Here is an 18,212-nt window from a genome sequence, read left to right on the forward strand (position 1 = left end):
AATTTGACAGTGCGGCGAAACTGGCGGATTTTCGTTGCGGTCGTTAGCGACGGCACATGATGAAGAGGCGTTTCATGAAAGCGGCAGGCGTTTCCGCGCGCGCGCGCACCGTGCTCGCCGCGATCAGACGGCATGGCAGCGTCTCGCGTGCGGTCCTGATCCGCGAGACGGGTCTTTCCGGCACGGCGATTTTCCGCGCGACGGAGGAACTGGAGATTGCCGGACTGGCCCGTGCCGGCGAAACCGTCGCGGCAGGGCGGGGACAACCCAGCAATATCATCCATATCGTACCGGACGCCGCCTTTGCCCTCGGCCTGTCGGTGATGACCGATCGCGCCGATGTCGTCCTGCTCGACCTGGCGGGATGCGTTCGGGCACGCGCCGAGATCACGATGCCGGGAATGCCCCGCGCGGCCCTGCTGGACGCCGCAGCGGCGTTCGGGACCGAAGCGCTGTCTTCGCTGGGCATCGAACCATCCCGGCTGAACGGCCTCGGCATCGCCGTCGCGGGTTTTTTCGTCGGACCCGACATGGTCAATCCGTCCGGGGAACTGGAGGATTGGGCACTGGTCGATCTGCGCGCGGACGCATCGCGCAGGCTCGCCTTGCCCGTCGTGGTGGAGAATATCGCCAGCGCCGCGGCATTGGGTGAACGGATGCTCGGCGTCGGCTCCCGCTATGGCAGTTCCTGCTACATCAACGTCGCGTCGGGCTTCGGCGCCGGGATCATCGTCGACGGCGTGCTGATGCGCGGGCGACACGGCAATGCGGGAGAAATCGCGGGCCTCTTTCCGATGGCGGGGCGGGTTACGCCCAATCTTGCCACGTTGCGTGCCTGTCTGGCCGACCACGCCGTGCCGACCGCGGGGATCGCCGACATGGTCGCACGGTTCGATCCGGCATGGCCCGGCGTCGAAGCCTGGCTGGCCGAGCATCAGCCGAGCTTTTCCTATCTGTTCGGGGTGCTTCGCCGCACGCTGGATTGCGAGGCCATGATCCTGGGCGGCCGTCTGCCGCGCGTGCTCGCGCGTCGGATCGTCGATGCCGTGGAATGGCCGGAAACGACGCTGACCGACCGGCGCGCGACACGCGCGCCGATGACGCTGCTCGATGTCGCTAGCTTGGAACCCGATCTGGCCGGACCGTTGGGTGCGGCGTCGCTCGTCTTTCATCGCACGCTGTTCGATTGAATGCATATGCCAGCGCGAGCGCCGTCGCTCCGATCGCTCCGATCGCGCCGACCATCAGCAGCGACGGCACGGACCACGGATCGGCCAGCGTATCGCGATAGGGGGAGGCCGCCAGCACCTGGCTGAGCAGCAACAGGGCCGCAGCCTGTGCGCATTTCGATACGCCGGTAAAAACGCCAACATAGACGGTGGCTCGTCCCGTTGCCGCGTGGTTCATCATCGCCGACCACAGCACCAGCCATAAGCCGCCGGTTCCCATGCCGAACCCCATGCCTGCCGTGACCGCGCCGGGCGATGTCGCCTGCAGAAGGCCGGCGGCTGCCAGCCCCAGAAGCGACGCGGCAATCATCAGAATGCTGGTAACGCCGATCCTGTGCCGCCCGGCGAACCAAAGCATCTGGCTGACCAGTCCGCCGACCGCTGCCCAGAGCAGCAGCCCCACGCCATTGCCGGCAAAGGCCGCATGATAGGGCTCCAGCGTGCGAAAGATCGCGGTGCCCGTCATCATCACGGTGAGCGCCGCGAGGATCGCGACGAATGGCAACCTCTGCATGGAATGCGCTTCCGATGCCGCCGAAGCGCCGGCACCGGTCATTCCCGTACGCCGCAACAGCCATGCGGTGCCGCAGGCGAGTATCGAGAGGCATCCTGCCCAGACGATCCAGACAGAAGCGCCGCGACCCTCGATCAGCAGCGGTGCTGCAAGCCCTCCCACGGCAAGAGCTGCAAGTCCCGACGCGATGTTGCGCCTGGCGAGCAATGCGCATGGCGCATCATCGGTGAGAGCGGCAAGCGCGACCACGGCGTTCTGGGGTACGTCGATGCTGGGATAGCTGGCTCGAAAAGCCACCAGCATCGCGAGAGCCCAGGCCAGTCGGAAACCGGGCGCGATCAGCGGCGTCGCGCAGAACAGCAGGAAGAACAGGCAGGTCACCGGCGCACCCCACGCCTGAAGACGCAATGCTTCGACGGTACTGACCACCCTCGTACGCCACCGCAGGCCGAGCGCGGCATCGATTGCGCCGTTGAGGGCGAGCGACCCGGCCATGATCGAGCCCATCGATCTGGCACCAAGTCCGCAAGCCTCGGTCAGGAAGAAGGCGAACAACAACGTGCTGGCGTGCCATAGCTGGCTCTTGGCGAAGTGAGCGAGCAGGTAAGGCATCGTCGACGCTGCCAGCCATCGTCGCGGTCGACCCTTCGGGCTGTGGGCTACCATCCTCTCTTGCGCAGTCCCATCGACGGAGCGAGGGCAACAGCACCCCCGTCACCGGACACTAGCGCATATCTGTGCCCCTTTTGTGTAACGCCCGCCATTCCAGCAGGCGAACTCCAAGCCGTCCGGACGCCAGCGCAGGTCGGAGCGGATCGCCGCCATGATGCGGTAGACCCGCTTGTCGTTGTCGAGGTCGGTACGAGCGTGCAGCCGGCAAGCGTCCCGAGAGCGCACCGTGTCAGGCGGGGCGGCAGTTCCAGGTCGGCAAGTCAGCGACCCGGCGAGCCGGATAGTCGGCGATCGTGCTGATGGTGTCGGCCCGCCGGACCTCGGCGTCGTTGAGCGTGGCGGTTTCCACGTGGCTGTCGATGCTGGCGGCAAGATGACCGGCATCGCCGGAGCCGGCGAACGGCGCGCTATGCATGATCCATGCGTTAGCGCGCCTGCCTACCTATTTTGCCAAAGCCGTCGTGACGGCTTGATCGAGGAATGCTGCCGCGTTCGCGATTGCCTCCCGCCCTTCGGCCAGTTCGGCGTGGAACATGTGCCAGACGTGGAACATGCCCGGCCATATTTCCAGCGAGACGCGGACGCGGTTCTCGCCCAGATGCGCGGCAAGGCGGATGGCGTCGCTCAGCATCAGTTCGCCCTCCCCGATCTGTACGATGATGGGCGGCAGGCCACGGACATCGGCGAAGACCGGCGACGCTTCGGGGCTGTTGGGCAGTGCGTCGCCCAGAAACGTCCGGGCCATCAGATCGAGGCCCGCCTTCGTGTTGAGCTTGTCCAGTCCCTCGCGGTTGAACATCGAAGCGCCGGTATGCTCGAGATTCGCCCATGGCGAGAGCGCCGCTCCGCCGGCTGGCAGCGGTACGCCGGCATTGCGCGCCATGACCATCACCGATACGACCATCGCTCCACCTGCGGAGTCCCCGGCGAACGTTACCGATTTCGGGTTCTGCCCCTGATCGATGAGCCAGCGGTAGGCCGCGAACGTATCCTCGATCGGAACGGGGAAGGCGTGCTCCGGCGCCAGTCGGTAGTCCGGCAGGTAGACGCGCACCTTCATCGCCTTTGCGAACGCGGCAGCCAGCCCGTGATACCCGCCCGGCCCGCCGACGATGTACGCACCACCGTGGATATAGAAGAGCACGCCGTCGCGCTCGACGTTTTCCGGTGTGATGAGCGTTGCGGGTACGCCACCCATATCGATCTGCTCGATCCGTACGTCGGCCGGGGTCGGGTGCTCGGCCATCTTGCGGACATAGGACTGGCGAATTTCGTCGATCGTCACGTCGGTGTTTTCGCCGAGGATGACGGGACCAAGGTCCTGCAGGCTTTCGGCCCATTGCTGGAGGCGGTGCGTCACAATGTCGTTGAACGCCATTTCACTTGCTCCTGATGTCGTAGATTTGTTCAGATCATCGATATAGTCCATTCATTGGCGAGCGCGCGTCGACACTGCGGAGGAACAGGGGCGTCTGATGGCACCGGGCAATATCAACGATATCGTCGCCTTCGTGGCAGCAGCCGAAGCCGGAAGCTTTGTAGGAGCAGCACGCGCGCGCTCGATGACGCGATCGGGCATTGCCAAGAGCGTCGCCCGCCTCGAGGATCGATTGGGCGTGCGGCTGTTCCACCGGACGACACGCAGCCTCGGCCTGACCGACGACGGTCGCCTTTTCCTCGATCGTTGCACGCAGATCCTTGCCGACCTCGAAGAAGCGGAATTGTCGATGTCGGATGGCGGCGGCGAGCCGCAGGGTCTGTTCCGGATGACCGCGCCGATGACGTTCGGACGTCTCATGGTCCTGCCGCTGCTCAACGATTTTATCGCGTCGTGGCCGAGGCTCAAGGCGGACGTGAGCTTTACGGACCGGGTGAGCGACATCATCGAAGACGGAATCGATCTTGCGATCCGAATTGGCGAAACCCGCGAGAACAGCAGCCTCATCATCCGGACGCTGACCCATCAGCATGACGTGGTCGTCGCGAGCCCCACCTATCTGTCGATCCATCCGGCACCGCAGCATCCCGACGATCTGTCCGGCCACACCTGCCTGAATTACGTGAGTGCCGGCCAAAAGCGCGCCTGGCGTTTCGTTGTCGAAGGCGGGATCGTTCAGGTGAAACCGCACGCACGCCTCTCGCTCGACAGCGGGGAAGCGCTACGCGACGCGGCAGTGTCGGGTGCGGGATTGGCGTTCCTGCCGAGCTACCTCGTCGACCGCGATCTGGCCGATGGCCGTCTGGTCACGCTGTTGGCGGACTATGCCGCCGCCCCGGTGCCGATCAGCATCATCTACCCGAGTCGTCGCTACCTCGCCCCGAAAGTTCGCCGCTTCATCGATCTGCTGACGCGAACCATCTGATCCCCGGCGTCGTCCGCGTTCGGACTGGCAATCTGTCAGCGCGGAGCGTTCCGCTATCGAGTGGCCTTCGGCATTCTCGGATCTCCGTCCTCTTCGACAACGGCCATCGGGTTCCTCGGTCATCGGCGGACCGCAGGTACGAAAAGGGCGGCTCCTTGCGGGGCCGCCCTTTCGTTTCTGTCAGCGCCGCGGGCCAAGCCCGCGTCGTCGGTCGCTGCTGTAGCAGCGCCGGCCGCTCGCGCTGGGTGAGAGCTTGCCGGCAGCTTCGCTGCCGTCTTGCATCAGCGCGAGTAGAACTCGACCACGAGGTTCGGTTCCATCTTCACCGGATAGGGCACTTCGTCCAGCGTCGGAACGCGGGTGAAGGTGACCTTGGTGCCTTCGGCGCCGATGTATTCGGGGATGTCACGCTCGGCGAGGGTCTGCGCTTCGAGGACCAGCGCCATTTCCTGCGCCTTGGTGCCCAGCGAGATTTCGTCGCCGACATAGCAACGACGCGACGCGATGTTGCACTTCACGCCGTTGACGCGGACGTGGCCGTGGCTGACCAGCTGACGCGCGGACCAGACGGTCGGCGCGAACTTGGCGCGGTACACGATCATGTCGAGGCGCTGTTCGAGCAGGCCGATCAGGTTCTGACCGGTGTCGCCCTTCATGCGCGACGCTTCTTCATAGGTGCGCTTGAACTGCTTTTCGGTGACGTCGCCGTAATAGCCCTTCAGCTTCTGCTTGGCGCGCAGCTGGGTGCCGAAGTCCGACATCTTGCCCTTGCGGCGCTGACCGTGCTGGCCGGGGCCGTATTCACGCTTGTTGACCGGGCTCTTGGGACGACCCCAGATATTCTCGCCAAGACGGCGATCGAGCTTGTACTTGGCGCTGGAGCGCTTCGACATCGTAAATCCAATGCAATTGCAGTAACGTTTGACCATCCACGCGGACGATCGCGGCTCCCGGTATTCGCCGCCGGTCTTGCGACCGGGGCCACCGCTTCACCGGGAATGCGGGGCCGAATTGCGAAGGGGCGCGCCTAGCCGGATGCCCCGACAGAGTCAAGCTGGACAAGCCGCAGCGCAGCCGCCACAGCGCGGGGCATGACGATCCTGCCCGGCCCCGACTGCACCACCATGACCGACGTCCGTGCCGGCGTCGATCAGGTCGACCGCGAACTGGTCGCGCTGCTGGCGCGGCGCTTTGCCTATATGGACGCCGCCGCCCGCATCAAGCCGGGCCGCGAAGCGGTGCGTGACGAGGCGCGCAAGGCACAGGTGATCGCGAACGCGCGGGCGGCGGCGGCGGAGGCCGGCGTGCCCGATGCGGTGGTCGCCGATCTGTGGGAGCGGCTGGTCGAGGCGTCGATCAGGTATGAGCTGGCGCGGTTCGACGCTACGCGGGGGTAGGGTGACAAAGGGTTGGTAGCTCGATCCCGCTCGCCCACGTCACCCAAAATTGCCCGAAACCTCCGGGAAAGTCCCGAACGGAGCCTAAACCGGAGCAGTACCCCGGCGAAGGCCGGGGTCCAGTTGGGAAGGCTTTTCCGTACGTTACCGACGTACCCCCGACTGGCCCTAGCCTTCGTCGGGGTACGAATCAGCGGCTTTCGCGGAGGGCTGGCCTTGCGCCGGGATCCCGCTGCCTTTTGCATCCGCAGCGAGTAGCGGGACCCCGGGTCAAGCCCGGGGTAATGGTCTGGCGTAGAGAGAAAGGGCGGTCAGAAACCGCCCGCCCCCATCAGTGGTTGTCGCGCGGCAGGCCGCGGGTCTGGGCGATCTGCTGATACGCCTCCGCCCCTTCGAGGATCGCGCCGGTCGACATCTGGCCGACGACCGAGCGCTGGATTTCCTGCCACGGGGTCTGCGACGCCGGATATTGATAGCCACCGGCCGCTTCGAGCTCGCGGCGGCGCTGTGCCAGTTCCTCGTCCGCCAGCAGCACGTCGGCGCGGCCCTTGCCCAGATCGATGCGGACGCGGTCGCCGGTGCGCAGCAGCGCCAAGCCGCCGCCCGCCGCCGCTTCGGGGGAGGCGTTGAGGATCGAGGGCGATCCCGACGTGCCCGACTGACGTCCGTCGCCGATGCACGGCAGCGCGCTGATGCCCTCGGTGATGAGGTAGGCGGGCGGGCGCATGTTGACGACCTCGGCGGCACCCGGATAACCGATCGGCCCCGCGCCGCGCATGAACATCAGCGTTTCGGGGGTGATGCCGAGCGACGGATCGTCGATACGGTGGTGATAATCCTCGGGGCCATCGAACACGACCGCCGGCCCTTCGAACGCTTCGGGATCGTTCGGGTTGGACAGATAGCGTTCGCGGAATTCGGGACCGATCACGCTGGTCTTCATGACCGCCGCGTCAAACAGATTGCCCTTCAGCACGATGAAGCCGGCTTCTTCCTTGAGCGGCTGGCCGAACGGCCGGATGACCTTTTCGTCCTCGATCGTCGCGTCGCGGCAATTGTCGCCGATCGATTTGCCGTTCACGGTCAGCGCGTCCTCGGCGATCAGGCCCGCACCCATCAGTTCGCGCACGACCGCCGGCACGCCGCCCGCGCGGTAATAATCCTCGCCCAGATATTCGCCGGCGGGTTGCAGGTTGACCAGCAACGGGACCTTGTGGCCCTGTTCCTGCCAATCCTCGATCGGCAGGTCGACACCGATATGGCGGGCGATCGCCGCCAGATGGATCGGGGCGTTGGTCGAACCGCCGATCGCCGAATTGACCTTGATCGCGTTGTGGAACGCGTCCTTGGTCAGGATCTGCGAGGGTTTCAGGTCCTCGCGAACCATGTCGACGATGCGCAGGCCGGTGCGGTACGCGATTTCCTGCCGGTCGCGATACGGCGCGGGGATCGCGGCGGAACCGGGGAGCTGCATGCCGAGCGCCTCGGCCAGCGAGTTCATCGTCGTCGCCGTGCCCATCGTGTTGCAATAGCCGGTCGAGGGCGCGGACGACGAGACGAGGCGGATGAATTCCTTGTTGTCGATCTCACCGGCGGCCAGCAACTGGCGCGCCTTCCACACGATCGTCCCCGATCCGGTGCGCTCGCCCTTGTGCCAGCCGTTGAGCATCGGGCCGACCGACAGCGCGATGGCGGGGATGTTGACGGTCGCGGCGGCCATCAGGCACGCCGGCGTCGTCTTGTCGCAACCGATCGTGAGCACCACGCCGTCGAGCGGATAGCCGTACAGCACCTCGACCAGACCCAGATAGGCGAGGTTGCGGTCGAGTCCGGCGGTCGGGCGCTTGCCGGTTTCCTGGATCGGATGGACCGGGAATTCGAGGACGATGCCGCCCGCCTCGCGAATACCTTCGCGCAGCCGCTCGGCCAGCACGAGGTGGTGGCGGTTGCAGGGGCTGAGGTCGCTGCCGGTCTGGGCGATGCCGATGATCGGCCGGCCGGACTGCAATTCTTCCTGGCTCAGGCCGAAGTTCAGATAGCGCTCGATATAGAGCGCCGTCATGTCGATGTTGTCGGGATTGTCGAACCAGGCGCGGCTACGCAGGGGGGGCATGTCGTTCATGGAAATTCCGGTGCAGCAAGTGGACGGACGAACAAGGGCAATCGGGGGGCAGGCAACGCGGACGACCGAGCCGGGTGCGTGCAGGTGAGTCGGACGCTGCCCGTCTTCACCCTGCTTCCTCCCCGTATCAAGCGCCGTTGACGCCATGCGTTGGCGCATATAGTCAGACAAAATCGAATTGGGCAAGCGATGCGACGGACCAAACCGTCCCGCCAGCCGTAAAATGGGAGAAGACGAGGATGCCGGCCCCAATATCCGCGCGCCAGGGCGCGGTGCCACAAGGCGCGTCGGGCGCCAGTTACGCGCCCGCACTGACGCTGCTGGCCAGCCTGTTCTTCATGTGGGGGTTCATCACCGTCATCAACAACACGCTGCTGCCGCATCTGCGCAGCGTGTTCGACCTGAACTATACCCAGACGACGCTGATCGAAAGCGTGTGGTTCATCGCCTATTTCTTCGCCTCGATCCCCTCGGCCAAGCTGATCGAGCGAATCGGGTATCAGAAGTCGCTGGTTATCGGGTTGCTGGTGATGGCGGCCGGGGCGCTGGGCATGGTGCTCGCCGCCAGCCTGCCCTCCTATGGCGTGACGCTTATCATGCTGTTCGTGATCGCCAGCGGCATCACGCTGCTGCAGGTCGCGGCCAACCCCTATGTCGCGGTGATCGGTCCCTCGGCCACCGCGTCGTCACGGCTCAACCTGGTGCAGGCGATGAACTCGGCGGGCACGATGCTCGCGCCGCTGTTCGGTGCGTATCTGATCCTCGGCCGGTCGAAGGGCGGCACGTCGGAGGCGGGCACGGTGCTGACCCAGGCCGAACGGCTGGCCGACGCGCAGTCGGTGATCCTGCCCTATGTGCTGGTCGCGATCGTGCTGGTCGTGCTGGCGGTCATCATCGCCCGCTTCCCGCTGCCGGCGATGGGATCGTCGACCAGTCGCGTGGCGAAGGAGGAACGCAAGAAGCATTCGCTGTGGAACCACCGCAATCTGGTGTTCGGCGTGCCCGCGATCTTCATCTACCTGATCGCCGAGATCGGCGTCGCCAACCTGTTCGTGAACTTCGTCAGCCAGCCCGACATCGCCAACGTCACCAACGAACTGGCCGGGCGCTACCTGACCTTCCTGTGGGGCGGCATGATGGTCGGCCGGTTCGTCGGCAGCTTCGTGATGCAGAAGGTCGATGCGGGCAAGGTGCTGGCATTCTTCTCGATCGGCGCGTTCGTGGTGATGCTCGGCGCGACGTTCCTGTCGGGACCGGCCGCGATGTGGTCGCTGATCCTCGTCGGGCTGTTCCATTCGATCATGTTCCCGACGATCTTCACGCTGGGCATCAAGGGTCTGGGGCCGCTGACCGAGGAAGGGTCGGGGCTGCTCATCATGGCGATCGCCGGCGGTGCGCTGGTGGTGGTGCAGGGCTGGCTGGCCGACCGGTACGGCCTGCAATGGTCGTTCCTGCTGACCGCCGCCTGCGAACTGTACATCCTGTTCTATGCGGTTTGGGGATCGAAGGTGACCAACCCGATCGACGACGTCCCCGCCGACACCGACGTCTTTGCATAAGGAAACTTCGATGACTCTCCGTCTGTTGCAGCGCGTCGCCCCGTCGCGCGCCGTGATCGCCGCGACCGAAACGGCTGCGCACATCGTCCCCGGCGTCGACAGCGTCCGCGCGCTGGCGCTGCGCGCGATCGATGCCGGCCACAGCATCGCCGACGAGGTCGCGGCGCTGGGGCAGGGCGAGGCGGTCGATATCGCCGCGCTGCTCGATGCCGGTGCGATCGGATCGCCGATCGACCATGAGGACCCGGCGCACGTCATCATGACCGGTACCGGCCTCACCCATCTCGGATCGGCCGAGGGCCGCGACAAGATGCACCGCGCCGCCGCCGAAGCCGCGACCCAGACCGATTCGATGCGGATGTTCCTCGAAGGGGTCGAGGGCGGCAAGCCGGCCGAGGGTCAGGTCGGGCAGCAGCCCGAATGGTTCTACAAGGGCGATGGCGGGCAGATGGTCGCGCCGGGCGGCGACTTCACCATGCCGCATTTCGCGCAGGACGGCGGCGAGGAGCCGGAGCTGGCGGGCATCTATGTGATTGGTTCGGACGGCACGCCGCACCGCATCGGCCTCGCGCTCGCCAACGAATTTTCGGACCATGTGACCGAACGGCACAATTATCTGTGGCTGGCGCACAGCAAGCTGCGGCAGGCATCGGTCGGCCCCGAACTGCTGGTCGGCACGCCGCCCGAGCATATCGAGGGGGCCAGCCGCATCGTCCGGAATGGCGAGACGATCTGGGAAAAACCGTTCCTGTCGGGCGAGGCGAATATGTCGCACAGCCTGTCGAACCTTGAACATCATCATTTCAAATACGTGCTGTTCCGCCGCCCCGGCGACATCCACGTCCATTTCTTCGGCACGGCGACGCTGTCCTTCTCGGACGGGGTGCGGACCGAGGAAGGTGACGTGTTCGAGATCGAAGCCGCGCCGTTCACGTTGCCGCTGCGCAACCGGCTGACGCGCTCGACGGAAGAGCGCGTGGCGGTGAAGCTGCTCTGATAGTCTCGCCGTTCCGGTGATCTCATCGTCGTCCCGGCGCAGGCCGGGATCCATTGTGTCGGGCGCTATCGAAAGATGCGCGACCTGACGGCATCCATGGATCCCGGCCTGCGCCGGGATGACGGTTGGGCATCGGTGTGATGCTACGTCGCCCCTTCGTCATTCCCGCGAAGGCGGGAATCCATATCCGCCAACGATCTTGCTTGAGCCGCAACCTTCGCATGTATGGCCTCCCGCCTGCGCGGGAGTGACGAAGGCGCGGGCGCGAACCTGCGTTCGAACCGAACCGCCTACTCCAGCAACGGTTCGATCCGGTCGAGCAGCGGCAGCTGGCTCTTCAGCATCAGCGTGCGGGCCTCGGCGACCGGCATCCATCGCGCCGCGTCGACTTCGGGAAAGCTGCGGCGACGGCCGCTGCGGGGGGGCCATTCGATTTCGAACAGGATGCTGGTGATCGCTCCCGTGTCGACATCCTGTTCGGCGGCAAAGGCCGACACCGACTTGCCGCCCGCCTGTCGCACCATGCCGAGCGGTTCGAGCGGGCCGGTGACGGTGACGCCCAGTTCCTCGGCCACTTCGCGGCGCGCGGCGTCCTCGACCGCTTCGTCGGGTTCGATCTGGCCCTTGGGAATCTGCCACGCGCCGACATGCCGCCGCGCCCAGAACGGGCCACCGGGATGGACGAGCAGCACCGCCGGCCGGGGCGTTCGACGATAGAGCAGGATGCCGGCGCTATGCTGTGGCATGAAAGGGTCCCCGATTTTTCGGGCGATCGTGACCGTCGCCCTTGGTTGATGGACAGACGCCGCCGACCCATGTTGCGTTCCATCGATGCCGCAACTCGACCTCTTCGCTGCCGAACCGGTGCTGTCCGGGCTGACCCATCGGGCCGGACTGGTGGCGGACGACGCACTGCCAGTGCTGGCGGCGGCGATCGATGCCGCGCCGCTCGTCCCCTTCCGGTTCCAGCAATGGACCGGGCTGCGGCGGACGGCATCCTATGGCTGGCATTATGATTTCGAGCAGGGCCGGGTGGGACGGGCCGAACCGATGCCCGACTGGCTGCTGGCAGTGCGTGCGCGGGCGGCGGCGTTCGCCGGGCTACGTCCCGACGCGCTGGTGCAGGCGCTGCTGATCCGGTACGATCCGGGTGCCGGCATCGGCTGGCACCGCGACCGGCCGGTGTTCGAGCATGTCGTCGGCCTGTCGATCGGTGCGCCCGCGACGCTGCGCTTCCGACGGCGGCGCGAGGGTGGGTTCGACCGGTTCGCGCTGCCGCTGGTGGCGGGCGGCGCCTATCACCTGACCGAAGAGGCGCGCTGGGACTGGGAACATGGTATCGCCCCGATGGCCGAACCGCGCTGGTCGATCACCTTTCGCAGCCTGACCGAACGGTTCGCACGGAGTTTGCGCGATGCGTGAGTTGAGCCTGCACGTCGTCGGGGCCGACCATCCCAATCGCGGCGGCGGCAATCGCCGGTTCGAGATACTGCTGTGCGCGCCGGGGGAGGCGGTGACGCTGGTCCCCGAACCGCGCAATCCGGTCGACCCGCATGCGGTAATGGTGCTGAGTGCGCGCGGGGTCCAGATCGGCTATCTGACCGCCGACCGCGCGGCATGGATCGTCGGCATGTTGCGCAGCGGACGGGACGTCGCGGCGATCTTTCAACAGGCGACCGCGATGGGCGCGGCAATCCGGATCGCGTTCGATGGCGCGGTGCCGACGCTGCCCCGGCCGGTAGTGGTACAGGCCGATCCCGAACCGGATTTTTGGCCGGACGACCTTCCCCCCGACGATTGCGGGCGATGCGGGCCTGCGTCGCTACCGCGCGATCCAGTGCCTGCGCGCGAACCATGCGACGATCACGCCGCTCATGACGACGCACAGCCCGACCACGCCGGCAAAGGCCCATGGTTCGTCGGCAAAGGGGATGCCCTTTACATTCATGCCGAGCAGGCCGGTCAGGAAGGTCAGCGGCAGGAAGACCATTGCGGCGATGGCAATCTGCAACGATCGCTGGTCGAGCTGTTCGGCGCGCAGGTCAGTCAGCGTCTCATGGATCAGCGCGGCGCGTTCGCGGATCGAATCGACTTCCTCGGCCATGCGGGCGGCGCGGTCGGCGGCGGCGGCGAGGTGCAGGCGGTCGTCCTGTTGCAGCCAGTCGCCCTGCAACTGGCCGAGCTTTTCGAGCGCCGCGCGCTGCGGCACGAGGAACCGGCGATAGCCGATCGCGCGGACGCGGGTATGGGTCACCGCGCGGCGCTGTTCGAAGATGCGGGTCGGGTCGAGCGCCTCTTCGCATTCGTCGAGCGTGTCGCCCAGATCGGCGATCAGCGGGTCGAGCTGTTCGGTGATCGCGCTGGCAAAGGCGACGATCAGGTCGCCGGGATCGGCGACGCCGCCACCTTCGACCCGGTCGACCACCGTATGGAAGGCGGTCAGCCGGCGGCGCGTGACCGAATGGACCCGCCCGGCGCTGGCATAGAGCCGGACCGAGGCGAGCGGATCGGCGCTGCTCAACACGTCGTCGGACAGGCCGCGCAGGTTGACGAACGCCCCCTTGCCGATCGCGTCGCAGCGCGGTCGCGTCTCGACGGCGGTCAACGGCTCGATGACATATTCGGGCAGATGGGCATGGTCGCGCAGCCACAGCGCGACCTGATCGCCTTCGCCGTGCAGGTGAATCCACGTGAAGCCGCCCGTCGTATCAATTGCCGTCATCGGGTCGACCGGCGTCGCCTTGCCCCCCTCGATATGCCATGCCGAGCACGTCATGCGAGATCGATCGTCAGGCCGGGCAGCGGCTCGGCGGGCACGGGTTCCATGATCCGCACGGCATCGGCGCGCGCACGGTCGAGGATCGCCGCCGGCACGTGCGGCGCGTGATGGATGCGGTCGGCCTGTCCCAGCCAGCGGGCCTCGCGCAGCGTCAGGTCGTCGGGATCGGCGGACCGCAGCCGGATCACCGCGACCCGGCCGGTGACCGCTGCGGCTCCGTCCAGCCACCGCGCGACCGCATCGTCGGCATGCGGCACCATCGGGTCGAGCGGTCCGCCCGCCGCGATCGCCGCACCGATTGCGCGGCGGCGGTCGCCGCCATCGGGAAAGCGGATACGCAACGCCGCGCGCGCCGCGCCCAGCCCCTCGGCCAGTCGCCCGACCCCGGCGGGCAGGATCGCCTCCAGCCGCTGGCGGATCGCCGCTGCCAGCCCCGCCGACACGCCGCCGGTCGAGATCGCGATCAGGATCGGCGACCGGTCGACGATCGCGGGCAGGGTGAAGTCGCAATCGGCGGGCCGGTCGACGGCGTTGACCAAGATGCCGCGCGCCTTCAGCCCATCGATCGCCAGGCGCGCCTCGGCATCGTCCTCGACCGCGACCACCGCGATGCGGGCGTGCGCGTCGTCGGCGACGACGGTCAGCCCGCTGCGTTCGAGCAGGCGGCGCTTGGCATCGGCCGGCTCGCCCTCCCCGACAAGGATGACACGCCGCCCGGCGGTGCGCAGCAGGATCGGCAGCCCGTTCACAGCCAGGGCGGCAGGCGATCGGCCTCGGCCAGTGCCGCGATCGGCGGGCGTTCGCGCACGACCGCGAACCGGTCGCCCGCCACCAGCACCTCGGGCACCAGCGCGCGCGAATTGTAGGTCGAGGCCATGGTCGCGCCATACGCGCCGGCGGTCATGAACGCGACCAGATCGTCGGCGGCGACCACGTCCATCGCGCGACCCAGCGCAAAGGTGTCGCCGGTCTCGCACACCGGGCCGACGATGTTGGCCACGGCGCGCTCCCCGGTCGGGCGGACGGCGCGGATGTCGTGATAGGCATCGTACAGGCTGGGGCGCAGCAGATCGTTCATCGCCGCGTCGACGACGACGAACGGCGCGGTCGCGCCCTGCTTCACGCGGATGACGCGCGACACCAGCACCCCGGCATTGGCGACGATCAACCGGCCGGGTTCGAACATCAGCCGCGCGTCCCAGCCGGCGGTCGCGCGGGCGACCATCGCGCCGTATTCGGCGGGGGAGGGCGGCAACGGCCGGGCCGGGTCATAGGGCACGCCCAGACCACCGCCCAGATCGGCATGGGTGATGGTGTGACCGGCGGCGCGCAGCGTGGCGATCAGCGCACCGACCCGGCCGAATGCGGCTTCGAGCGGCACGAGGTCGGTCAGCTGGCTGCCGATATGCACCGCGACGCCGCGCACCTGAATACCGGGCAGCGATGCGGCATGGGCATAGGCGGCGGGCGCGGCATGGTAATCGATGCCGAACTTGTTCTCCTTGCCGCCCGTCGAAATCTTCGCATGGGTGCCGGCGACGACGTCGGGGTTCACCCGGATCGCGATCCGCGCGACCGTGCCGAGGCGGGTGGCGACCGCCGACAGCATATCGAGTTCGGGTTCCGATTCGACGTTGAACTGGCCGATGCCGGCATTCAGCCCCTGCGCCATTTCGTCGGCGGTCTTGCCGACGCCCGAGAACACGATCTTGTCCGGGTCCATGCCGGCGTCGAGCGCGCGGTATAGCTCACCCCCCGACACCACATCGGCCCCCATGCCGGCGCGGGCGAGAGTCGCCAATACCGCCTTGTTCGGATTGGCCTTTACCGCGAACGCGACCAGCGGTTCGCCGGTGCCGAGCCCGGCCACCGCCTCGCGAAACACGCGGACATGCCGTTCGAGCGTCGCGGTCGAATAGACATAGACAGGGGTCCCGACCGCATCGGCGATGGCGGGCAGGCTGACATCCTCGGCATGGAGCGTGCCGTTGCGAAGCGTGAAACAGTCCATGCGCCAGCCTTTAGAACGGCGCGGGCGCAATGAGAATGGCCGAACGTGTCGTTGGTCCGCCTTACCGCGCGGCGAACCCGATCATCTGTTCGACCATCAGCCGCAACTGGCCGTCCGCCTTGTCGATCGCGCCATCCTCGACGGTGTTGATCGCTACCCCGATCGGCGTCGGCCAGCCGCGCAGCGCATGGGCGACGGTGCGCAGCGTGCCGAGCGTCGCCACCGCCGCCTGCCACCCGGCGGCGGTCGCCACCAGCCCGACCGGCAATCCGTCGAAATAGACGCGGTCGTCGCGGCGCAGCATCTCGACATGGTCGAGCGCGTTCTTCACCAGCCCCGACAGCGTACCGTGATAGCCGGGCGACCCGATGATGATCCCGTCGGCATCGCGCAGCGCGCGCAGGAACGACTGGATGCGCGCATTGCTGCCCGCCGTTTCGGGTTCGTAGTTCGGAAAGTCGATCGCCGGCCCGGTCAGGAGCGTGGTGCGCGCACCCAGCGTCGCGGCATGGGTCAGCGCCCGCTCCAGCGCGGCGGCGGTTCCCGAGGTCGGGCGCAGCGTGCCCCCCAGCGCGACGATATGCGGTTGCTTCATGGCCGCAGCGCTAACCGATCATCGCCGCGCTTGCCAGCCTCAACGCGGCCGTACCGCTTCCCATGCCTCGGCGATATCGGTCAGCGACGCGGCGGCGTTCAGGAAGGGGCGTGCATCCTGCCCGATGCTGGCATTGACGATCTGTTCGCGCAAGGACGTGTAGAGCCGCGACAGGGTCTGCGACAGGTCGCCGCCCTTGTCGAAATCGAGACCCGCTTCCAGCGCGAACAGGATCGCGGTCGCACGGGTCACCCGGTCGCTCTTCATCGCATATTGGCGGTTGTCGGTCGCCCACGCCGCCGAGCGCAGCGCTCGGACCGCTTCCTCGTACAACAGCGACACCAGCGCGTGCGGGTCCGCGCCGCCGGTGCGCGCGGCAAGGTCGACCGATCGATAGGTCTGGGCGGGATCGCCGGAAAGGGCGGTGGCATAGCGGGTCATTATTCGCTCCGCGTCCACATCTTGATTTGGTTTTCCATGAAGGTCTGCTGTGCCTTGTACGCGGCGACGCGTGCTTCGGACGCCGCGAACTGCTGCGTCATCCGGGTGGAGGTCGTTTCGGTCTGATCGGCGACCTTGGCCTGTTCCTTGGCCAGATTGGTCTGCGCCTCGGCATAGCGCTTGTCGCTCGCGCCCAGCCCCAGCGTCGTGCTCTTCGCCGCAATCGCGATACGGTTGAGCGCGGCGGGCAGGCTCTGGCCGCCCGTCTTGTCGTTGCCGGTACCGGGCACGAACATCGCCTCGACCGCGTCGGGATTGTCGATCAGTGCCGCCGACAGCAAAGCGTCATCGACGCGCAGCGACCCGTCATTGTTGGTCGCGACGCCGATCCGCGCCAACGTCGTCGGGCTGCCGTCGGTCTTACCGGTCAGGTCGGCGATGCTCAGCTTCTGCAGCGACCGCTTCAGCGACTGCGCGGCCGGGTCGGCGCGCAGGTCGCCGGTGATCGGGTCGGTCGCCTTGTTCACCGACGCCAGCATGTTGTTATACGCCTCGACGACGTTCTTCACCGCCTCCTTCAGCGCGTCGGTCGGTCGCGACGAACTGAGCGTCACCGGGCCGTCGGTCGTCACCGCCTTCAGCTCCAGCTTCACGCCGTCCGCACCGGTGATCGTGTTCGACGCGCTGACCATCGGCACGCCGTCGACGCTGAACACCGCATTGCCCGCGCGGGTCACGACCTCGGCACCGTCGGTGGTGCTGCTGTCGAAATCGACGTTCAGCCGCTCCAGCCCGGGCACCGCGCTGCCGCTGGCGGGGGTGGCGGTCATGGTGAAGGCCTGGTTCGCGCCATCGGTGCTGCGCAGCACCAGTCGCTGGCCATTGGCGTCGTTCACGACGCTGGCGGTAACGCCCGCCTTGGCCGCGGTGATCTTGTCGGCGACCTTCTGCAACGAGGTCGCATCGCCGGCATCGATGGTGATCGCCGGGATGGTCGTGCCGTTCGCGGTGAAGGTGCCGTCCGCGCCGACGCTGCCGAGCTTCAGCTGGAGCGTGCCGGTGCCGACCGACCCGGTGGTGCTGAACGAATCCTTGGTCACCGCCACCTGCGACGTGGCGAGGCGGGCGACGGTCACGCTGGCGTTCAGGCTGGTGACGGTCTTGCCGCTCGCCACCGACACCCTGACCGCCGGACCGCTGCTGCTCAGCTGGGTCTTGAGGCCGCTCGATTCGGCCAGCGTCGTCAGGGCGGTCGCGAATTCGTTGATGCCCGACTTCAATTCGGCGACCGATGAAATCTGCGCGGTCAGCACATCGGATTTCTTGGTCAGCTGCGCGTTCTTGTTGGCGAACTGCGCCTCGACCAGGCTCTTGACCAGCGCGGCGGTGTCGACGCCCGAACCGGCACCCAGCGCGTTGGCAAGGTTCGGTGTCGTGGCCTTGGTCGTCGTCGTCTTGGGAATCGTCGTGGTCGACGCGGTCGCTGTGCTGGTCGTGGTCGCCATCGTCTTCTCCCGCGCACTCTCCCCCTAT

General features: G+C 67.0%; 18 protein-coding genes and 1 pseudogene. 7 read left to right on the plus strand and 12 right to left on the minus strand.

What is annotated here, in order from left to right:
* Positions 1-74: 74 nt before the first annotated feature.
* Positions 75-1,190, plus strand: coding sequence for an ROK family transcriptional regulator (locus ASE90_RS15355; protein ID WP_235531864.1), 1,116 nt, complete (start codon positions 75-77; stop codon positions 1,188-1,190).
* Here the strand turns inward: ASE90_RS15355 and ASE90_RS15360 are convergent.
* The 3 genes from ASE90_RS15360 to ASE90_RS15370 all read right to left on the minus strand — a co-directional run bounded on the left by ASE90_RS15360 (position 1,117) and on the right by ASE90_RS15370 (position 3,793).
* Entirely contained in the window at positions 1,117-2,355 is a 1,239-nt protein-coding gene (locus ASE90_RS15360) for an MFS transporter (protein WP_156361616.1), read from the minus strand. The two genes, ASE90_RS15355 and ASE90_RS15360, sit on opposite strands and share 74 nt — an antisense overlap.
* Before the next feature lie 289 nt (positions 2,356-2,644).
* Entirely contained in the window at positions 2,645-2,830 is a 186-nt protein-coding gene (locus ASE90_RS15365; RefSeq protein WP_056002684.1) for a hypothetical protein, read from the minus strand.
* 27 nt (positions 2,831-2,857) lie between these two features.
* Positions 2,858-3,793, minus strand: a complete 936-nt coding sequence (locus ASE90_RS15370) for an alpha/beta hydrolase (protein WP_056002687.1) — start codon at positions 3,791-3,793, stop codon at positions 2,858-2,860.
* A gap of 97 nt (positions 3,794-3,890) precedes the next feature.
* Here ASE90_RS15370 and ASE90_RS15375 point away from each other — a divergent pair, with 97 nt between their 5' ends.
* Positions 3,891-4,778, plus strand: coding sequence for a LysR family transcriptional regulator (locus ASE90_RS15375; RefSeq protein ID WP_056002690.1), 888 nt, complete (start codon positions 3,891-3,893; stop codon positions 4,776-4,778).
* 281 nt (positions 4,779-5,059) lie between these two features.
* On the opposite strand, the gene rpsD is transcribed toward ASE90_RS15375, so the two are convergent.
* Positions 5,060-5,671 (minus strand): 30S ribosomal protein S4, encoded by a 612-nt coding sequence (gene rpsD, locus ASE90_RS15380; RefSeq protein WP_056002693.1) that lies wholly within the window; start codon positions 5,669-5,671, stop codon positions 5,060-5,062.
* Positions 5,672-5,869: 198 nt separating this feature from the next.
* Here rpsD and ASE90_RS15385 point away from each other — a divergent pair, with 198 nt between their 5' ends.
* Positions 5,870-6,175 carry a chorismate mutase gene (locus ASE90_RS15385; protein WP_056002696.1) on the plus strand — a complete coding sequence of 102 codons (306 nt, stop codon included), beginning with the start codon at positions 5,870-5,872 and terminating at the stop codon, positions 6,173-6,175.
* A gap of 331 nt (positions 6,176-6,506) precedes the next feature.
* Here the strand turns inward: ASE90_RS15385 and ASE90_RS15390 are convergent, their stop codons facing one another.
* The gene (locus tag ASE90_RS15390) at positions 6,507-8,297 is read right to left on the minus strand and encodes an IlvD/Edd family dehydratase (RefSeq protein WP_156361617.1); all 1,791 of its coding nucleotides are present in this window, start codon (positions 8,295-8,297) and stop codon (positions 6,507-6,509) included.
* A gap of 239 nt (positions 8,298-8,536) precedes the next feature.
* Between ASE90_RS15390 and ASE90_RS15395 the strand changes: the two genes are divergently transcribed.
* Both ASE90_RS15395 and araD1 read left to right on the plus strand, forming a co-directional pair.
* The gene (locus tag ASE90_RS15395) at positions 8,537-9,856 is read left to right on the plus strand and encodes a sugar MFS transporter (protein WP_056002699.1); all 1,320 of its coding nucleotides are present in this window, start codon (positions 8,537-8,539) and stop codon (positions 9,854-9,856) included.
* A gap of 10 nt (positions 9,857-9,866) precedes the next feature.
* A complete protein-coding gene (gene araD1 / locus ASE90_RS15400; RefSeq protein WP_056002702.1) occupies positions 9,867-10,853 on the plus strand; it encodes an AraD1 family protein in 987 nt (328 codons plus the stop codon).
* Positions 10,854-11,143: 290 nt separating this feature from the next.
* Here the strand turns inward: araD1 and ASE90_RS15405 are convergent, their stop codons facing one another.
* The gene (locus tag ASE90_RS15405; protein WP_056002705.1) at positions 11,144-11,599 is read right to left on the minus strand and encodes an NUDIX domain-containing protein; all 456 of its coding nucleotides are present in this window, start codon (positions 11,597-11,599) and stop codon (positions 11,144-11,146) included.
* Positions 11,600-11,684: 85 nt separating this feature from the next.
* Between ASE90_RS15405 and ASE90_RS15410 the strand changes: the two genes are divergently transcribed.
* The gene (locus ASE90_RS15410) at positions 11,685-12,275 is read left to right on the plus strand and encodes an alpha-ketoglutarate-dependent dioxygenase AlkB (protein WP_056002708.1); all 591 of its coding nucleotides are present in this window, start codon (positions 11,685-11,687) and stop codon (positions 12,273-12,275) included.
* A pseudogene (locus ASE90_RS20740) lies at positions 12,268-12,489 on the plus strand (HIRAN domain-containing protein); the annotation flags it as partial. The gene ASE90_RS15410 and the pseudogene ASE90_RS20740, both read left to right, overlap by 8 nt.
* 186 nt (positions 12,490-12,675) lie before the next feature.
* Here ASE90_RS20740 and ASE90_RS15415 read toward each other — a convergent pair.
* The 6 genes from ASE90_RS15415 to fliD form a co-directional block, all read right to left on the minus strand.
* Positions 12,676-13,629 carry a zinc transporter ZntB gene (locus ASE90_RS15415; protein WP_056002711.1) on the minus strand — a complete coding sequence of 318 codons (954 nt, stop codon included), beginning with the start codon at positions 13,627-13,629 and terminating at the stop codon, positions 12,676-12,678.
* Positions 13,626-14,387 (minus strand): bifunctional precorrin-2 dehydrogenase/sirohydrochlorin ferrochelatase, encoded by a 762-nt coding sequence (locus ASE90_RS15420; protein WP_082449876.1) that lies wholly within the window; start codon positions 14,385-14,387, stop codon positions 13,626-13,628. Before ASE90_RS15420 ends, ASE90_RS15415 begins: the two co-directional genes overlap by 4 nt.
* Positions 14,378-15,643 (minus strand): diaminopimelate decarboxylase, encoded by a 1,266-nt coding sequence (gene lysA / locus ASE90_RS15425; RefSeq protein WP_056002716.1) that lies wholly within the window; start codon positions 15,641-15,643, stop codon positions 14,378-14,380. Before lysA ends, ASE90_RS15420 begins: the two co-directional genes overlap by 10 nt.
* Before the next feature lie 61 nt (positions 15,644-15,704).
* A complete protein-coding gene (locus ASE90_RS15430; protein ID WP_056002718.1) occupies positions 15,705-16,238 on the minus strand; it encodes an NADPH-dependent FMN reductase in 534 nt (177 codons plus the stop codon).
* 39 nt (positions 16,239-16,277) lie between these two features.
* Positions 16,278-16,679, minus strand: coding sequence for a flagellar export chaperone FliS (fliS, locus tag ASE90_RS15435; protein WP_056002721.1), 402 nt, complete (start codon positions 16,677-16,679; stop codon positions 16,278-16,280).
* Positions 16,679-18,184, minus strand: coding sequence for a flagellar filament capping protein FliD (gene fliD, locus ASE90_RS15440; RefSeq protein WP_056002724.1), 1,506 nt, complete (start codon positions 18,182-18,184; stop codon positions 16,679-16,681). Before fliD ends, fliS begins: the two co-directional genes overlap by 1 nt.
* Positions 18,185-18,212: the final 28 nt, after the last annotated feature.

It is taken from the genome of Sphingomonas sp. Leaf67 (genome assembly GCF_001421965.1).
Classification (GTDB): Bacteria; Pseudomonadota; Alphaproteobacteria; order Sphingomonadales; family Sphingomonadaceae; genus Sphingomonas.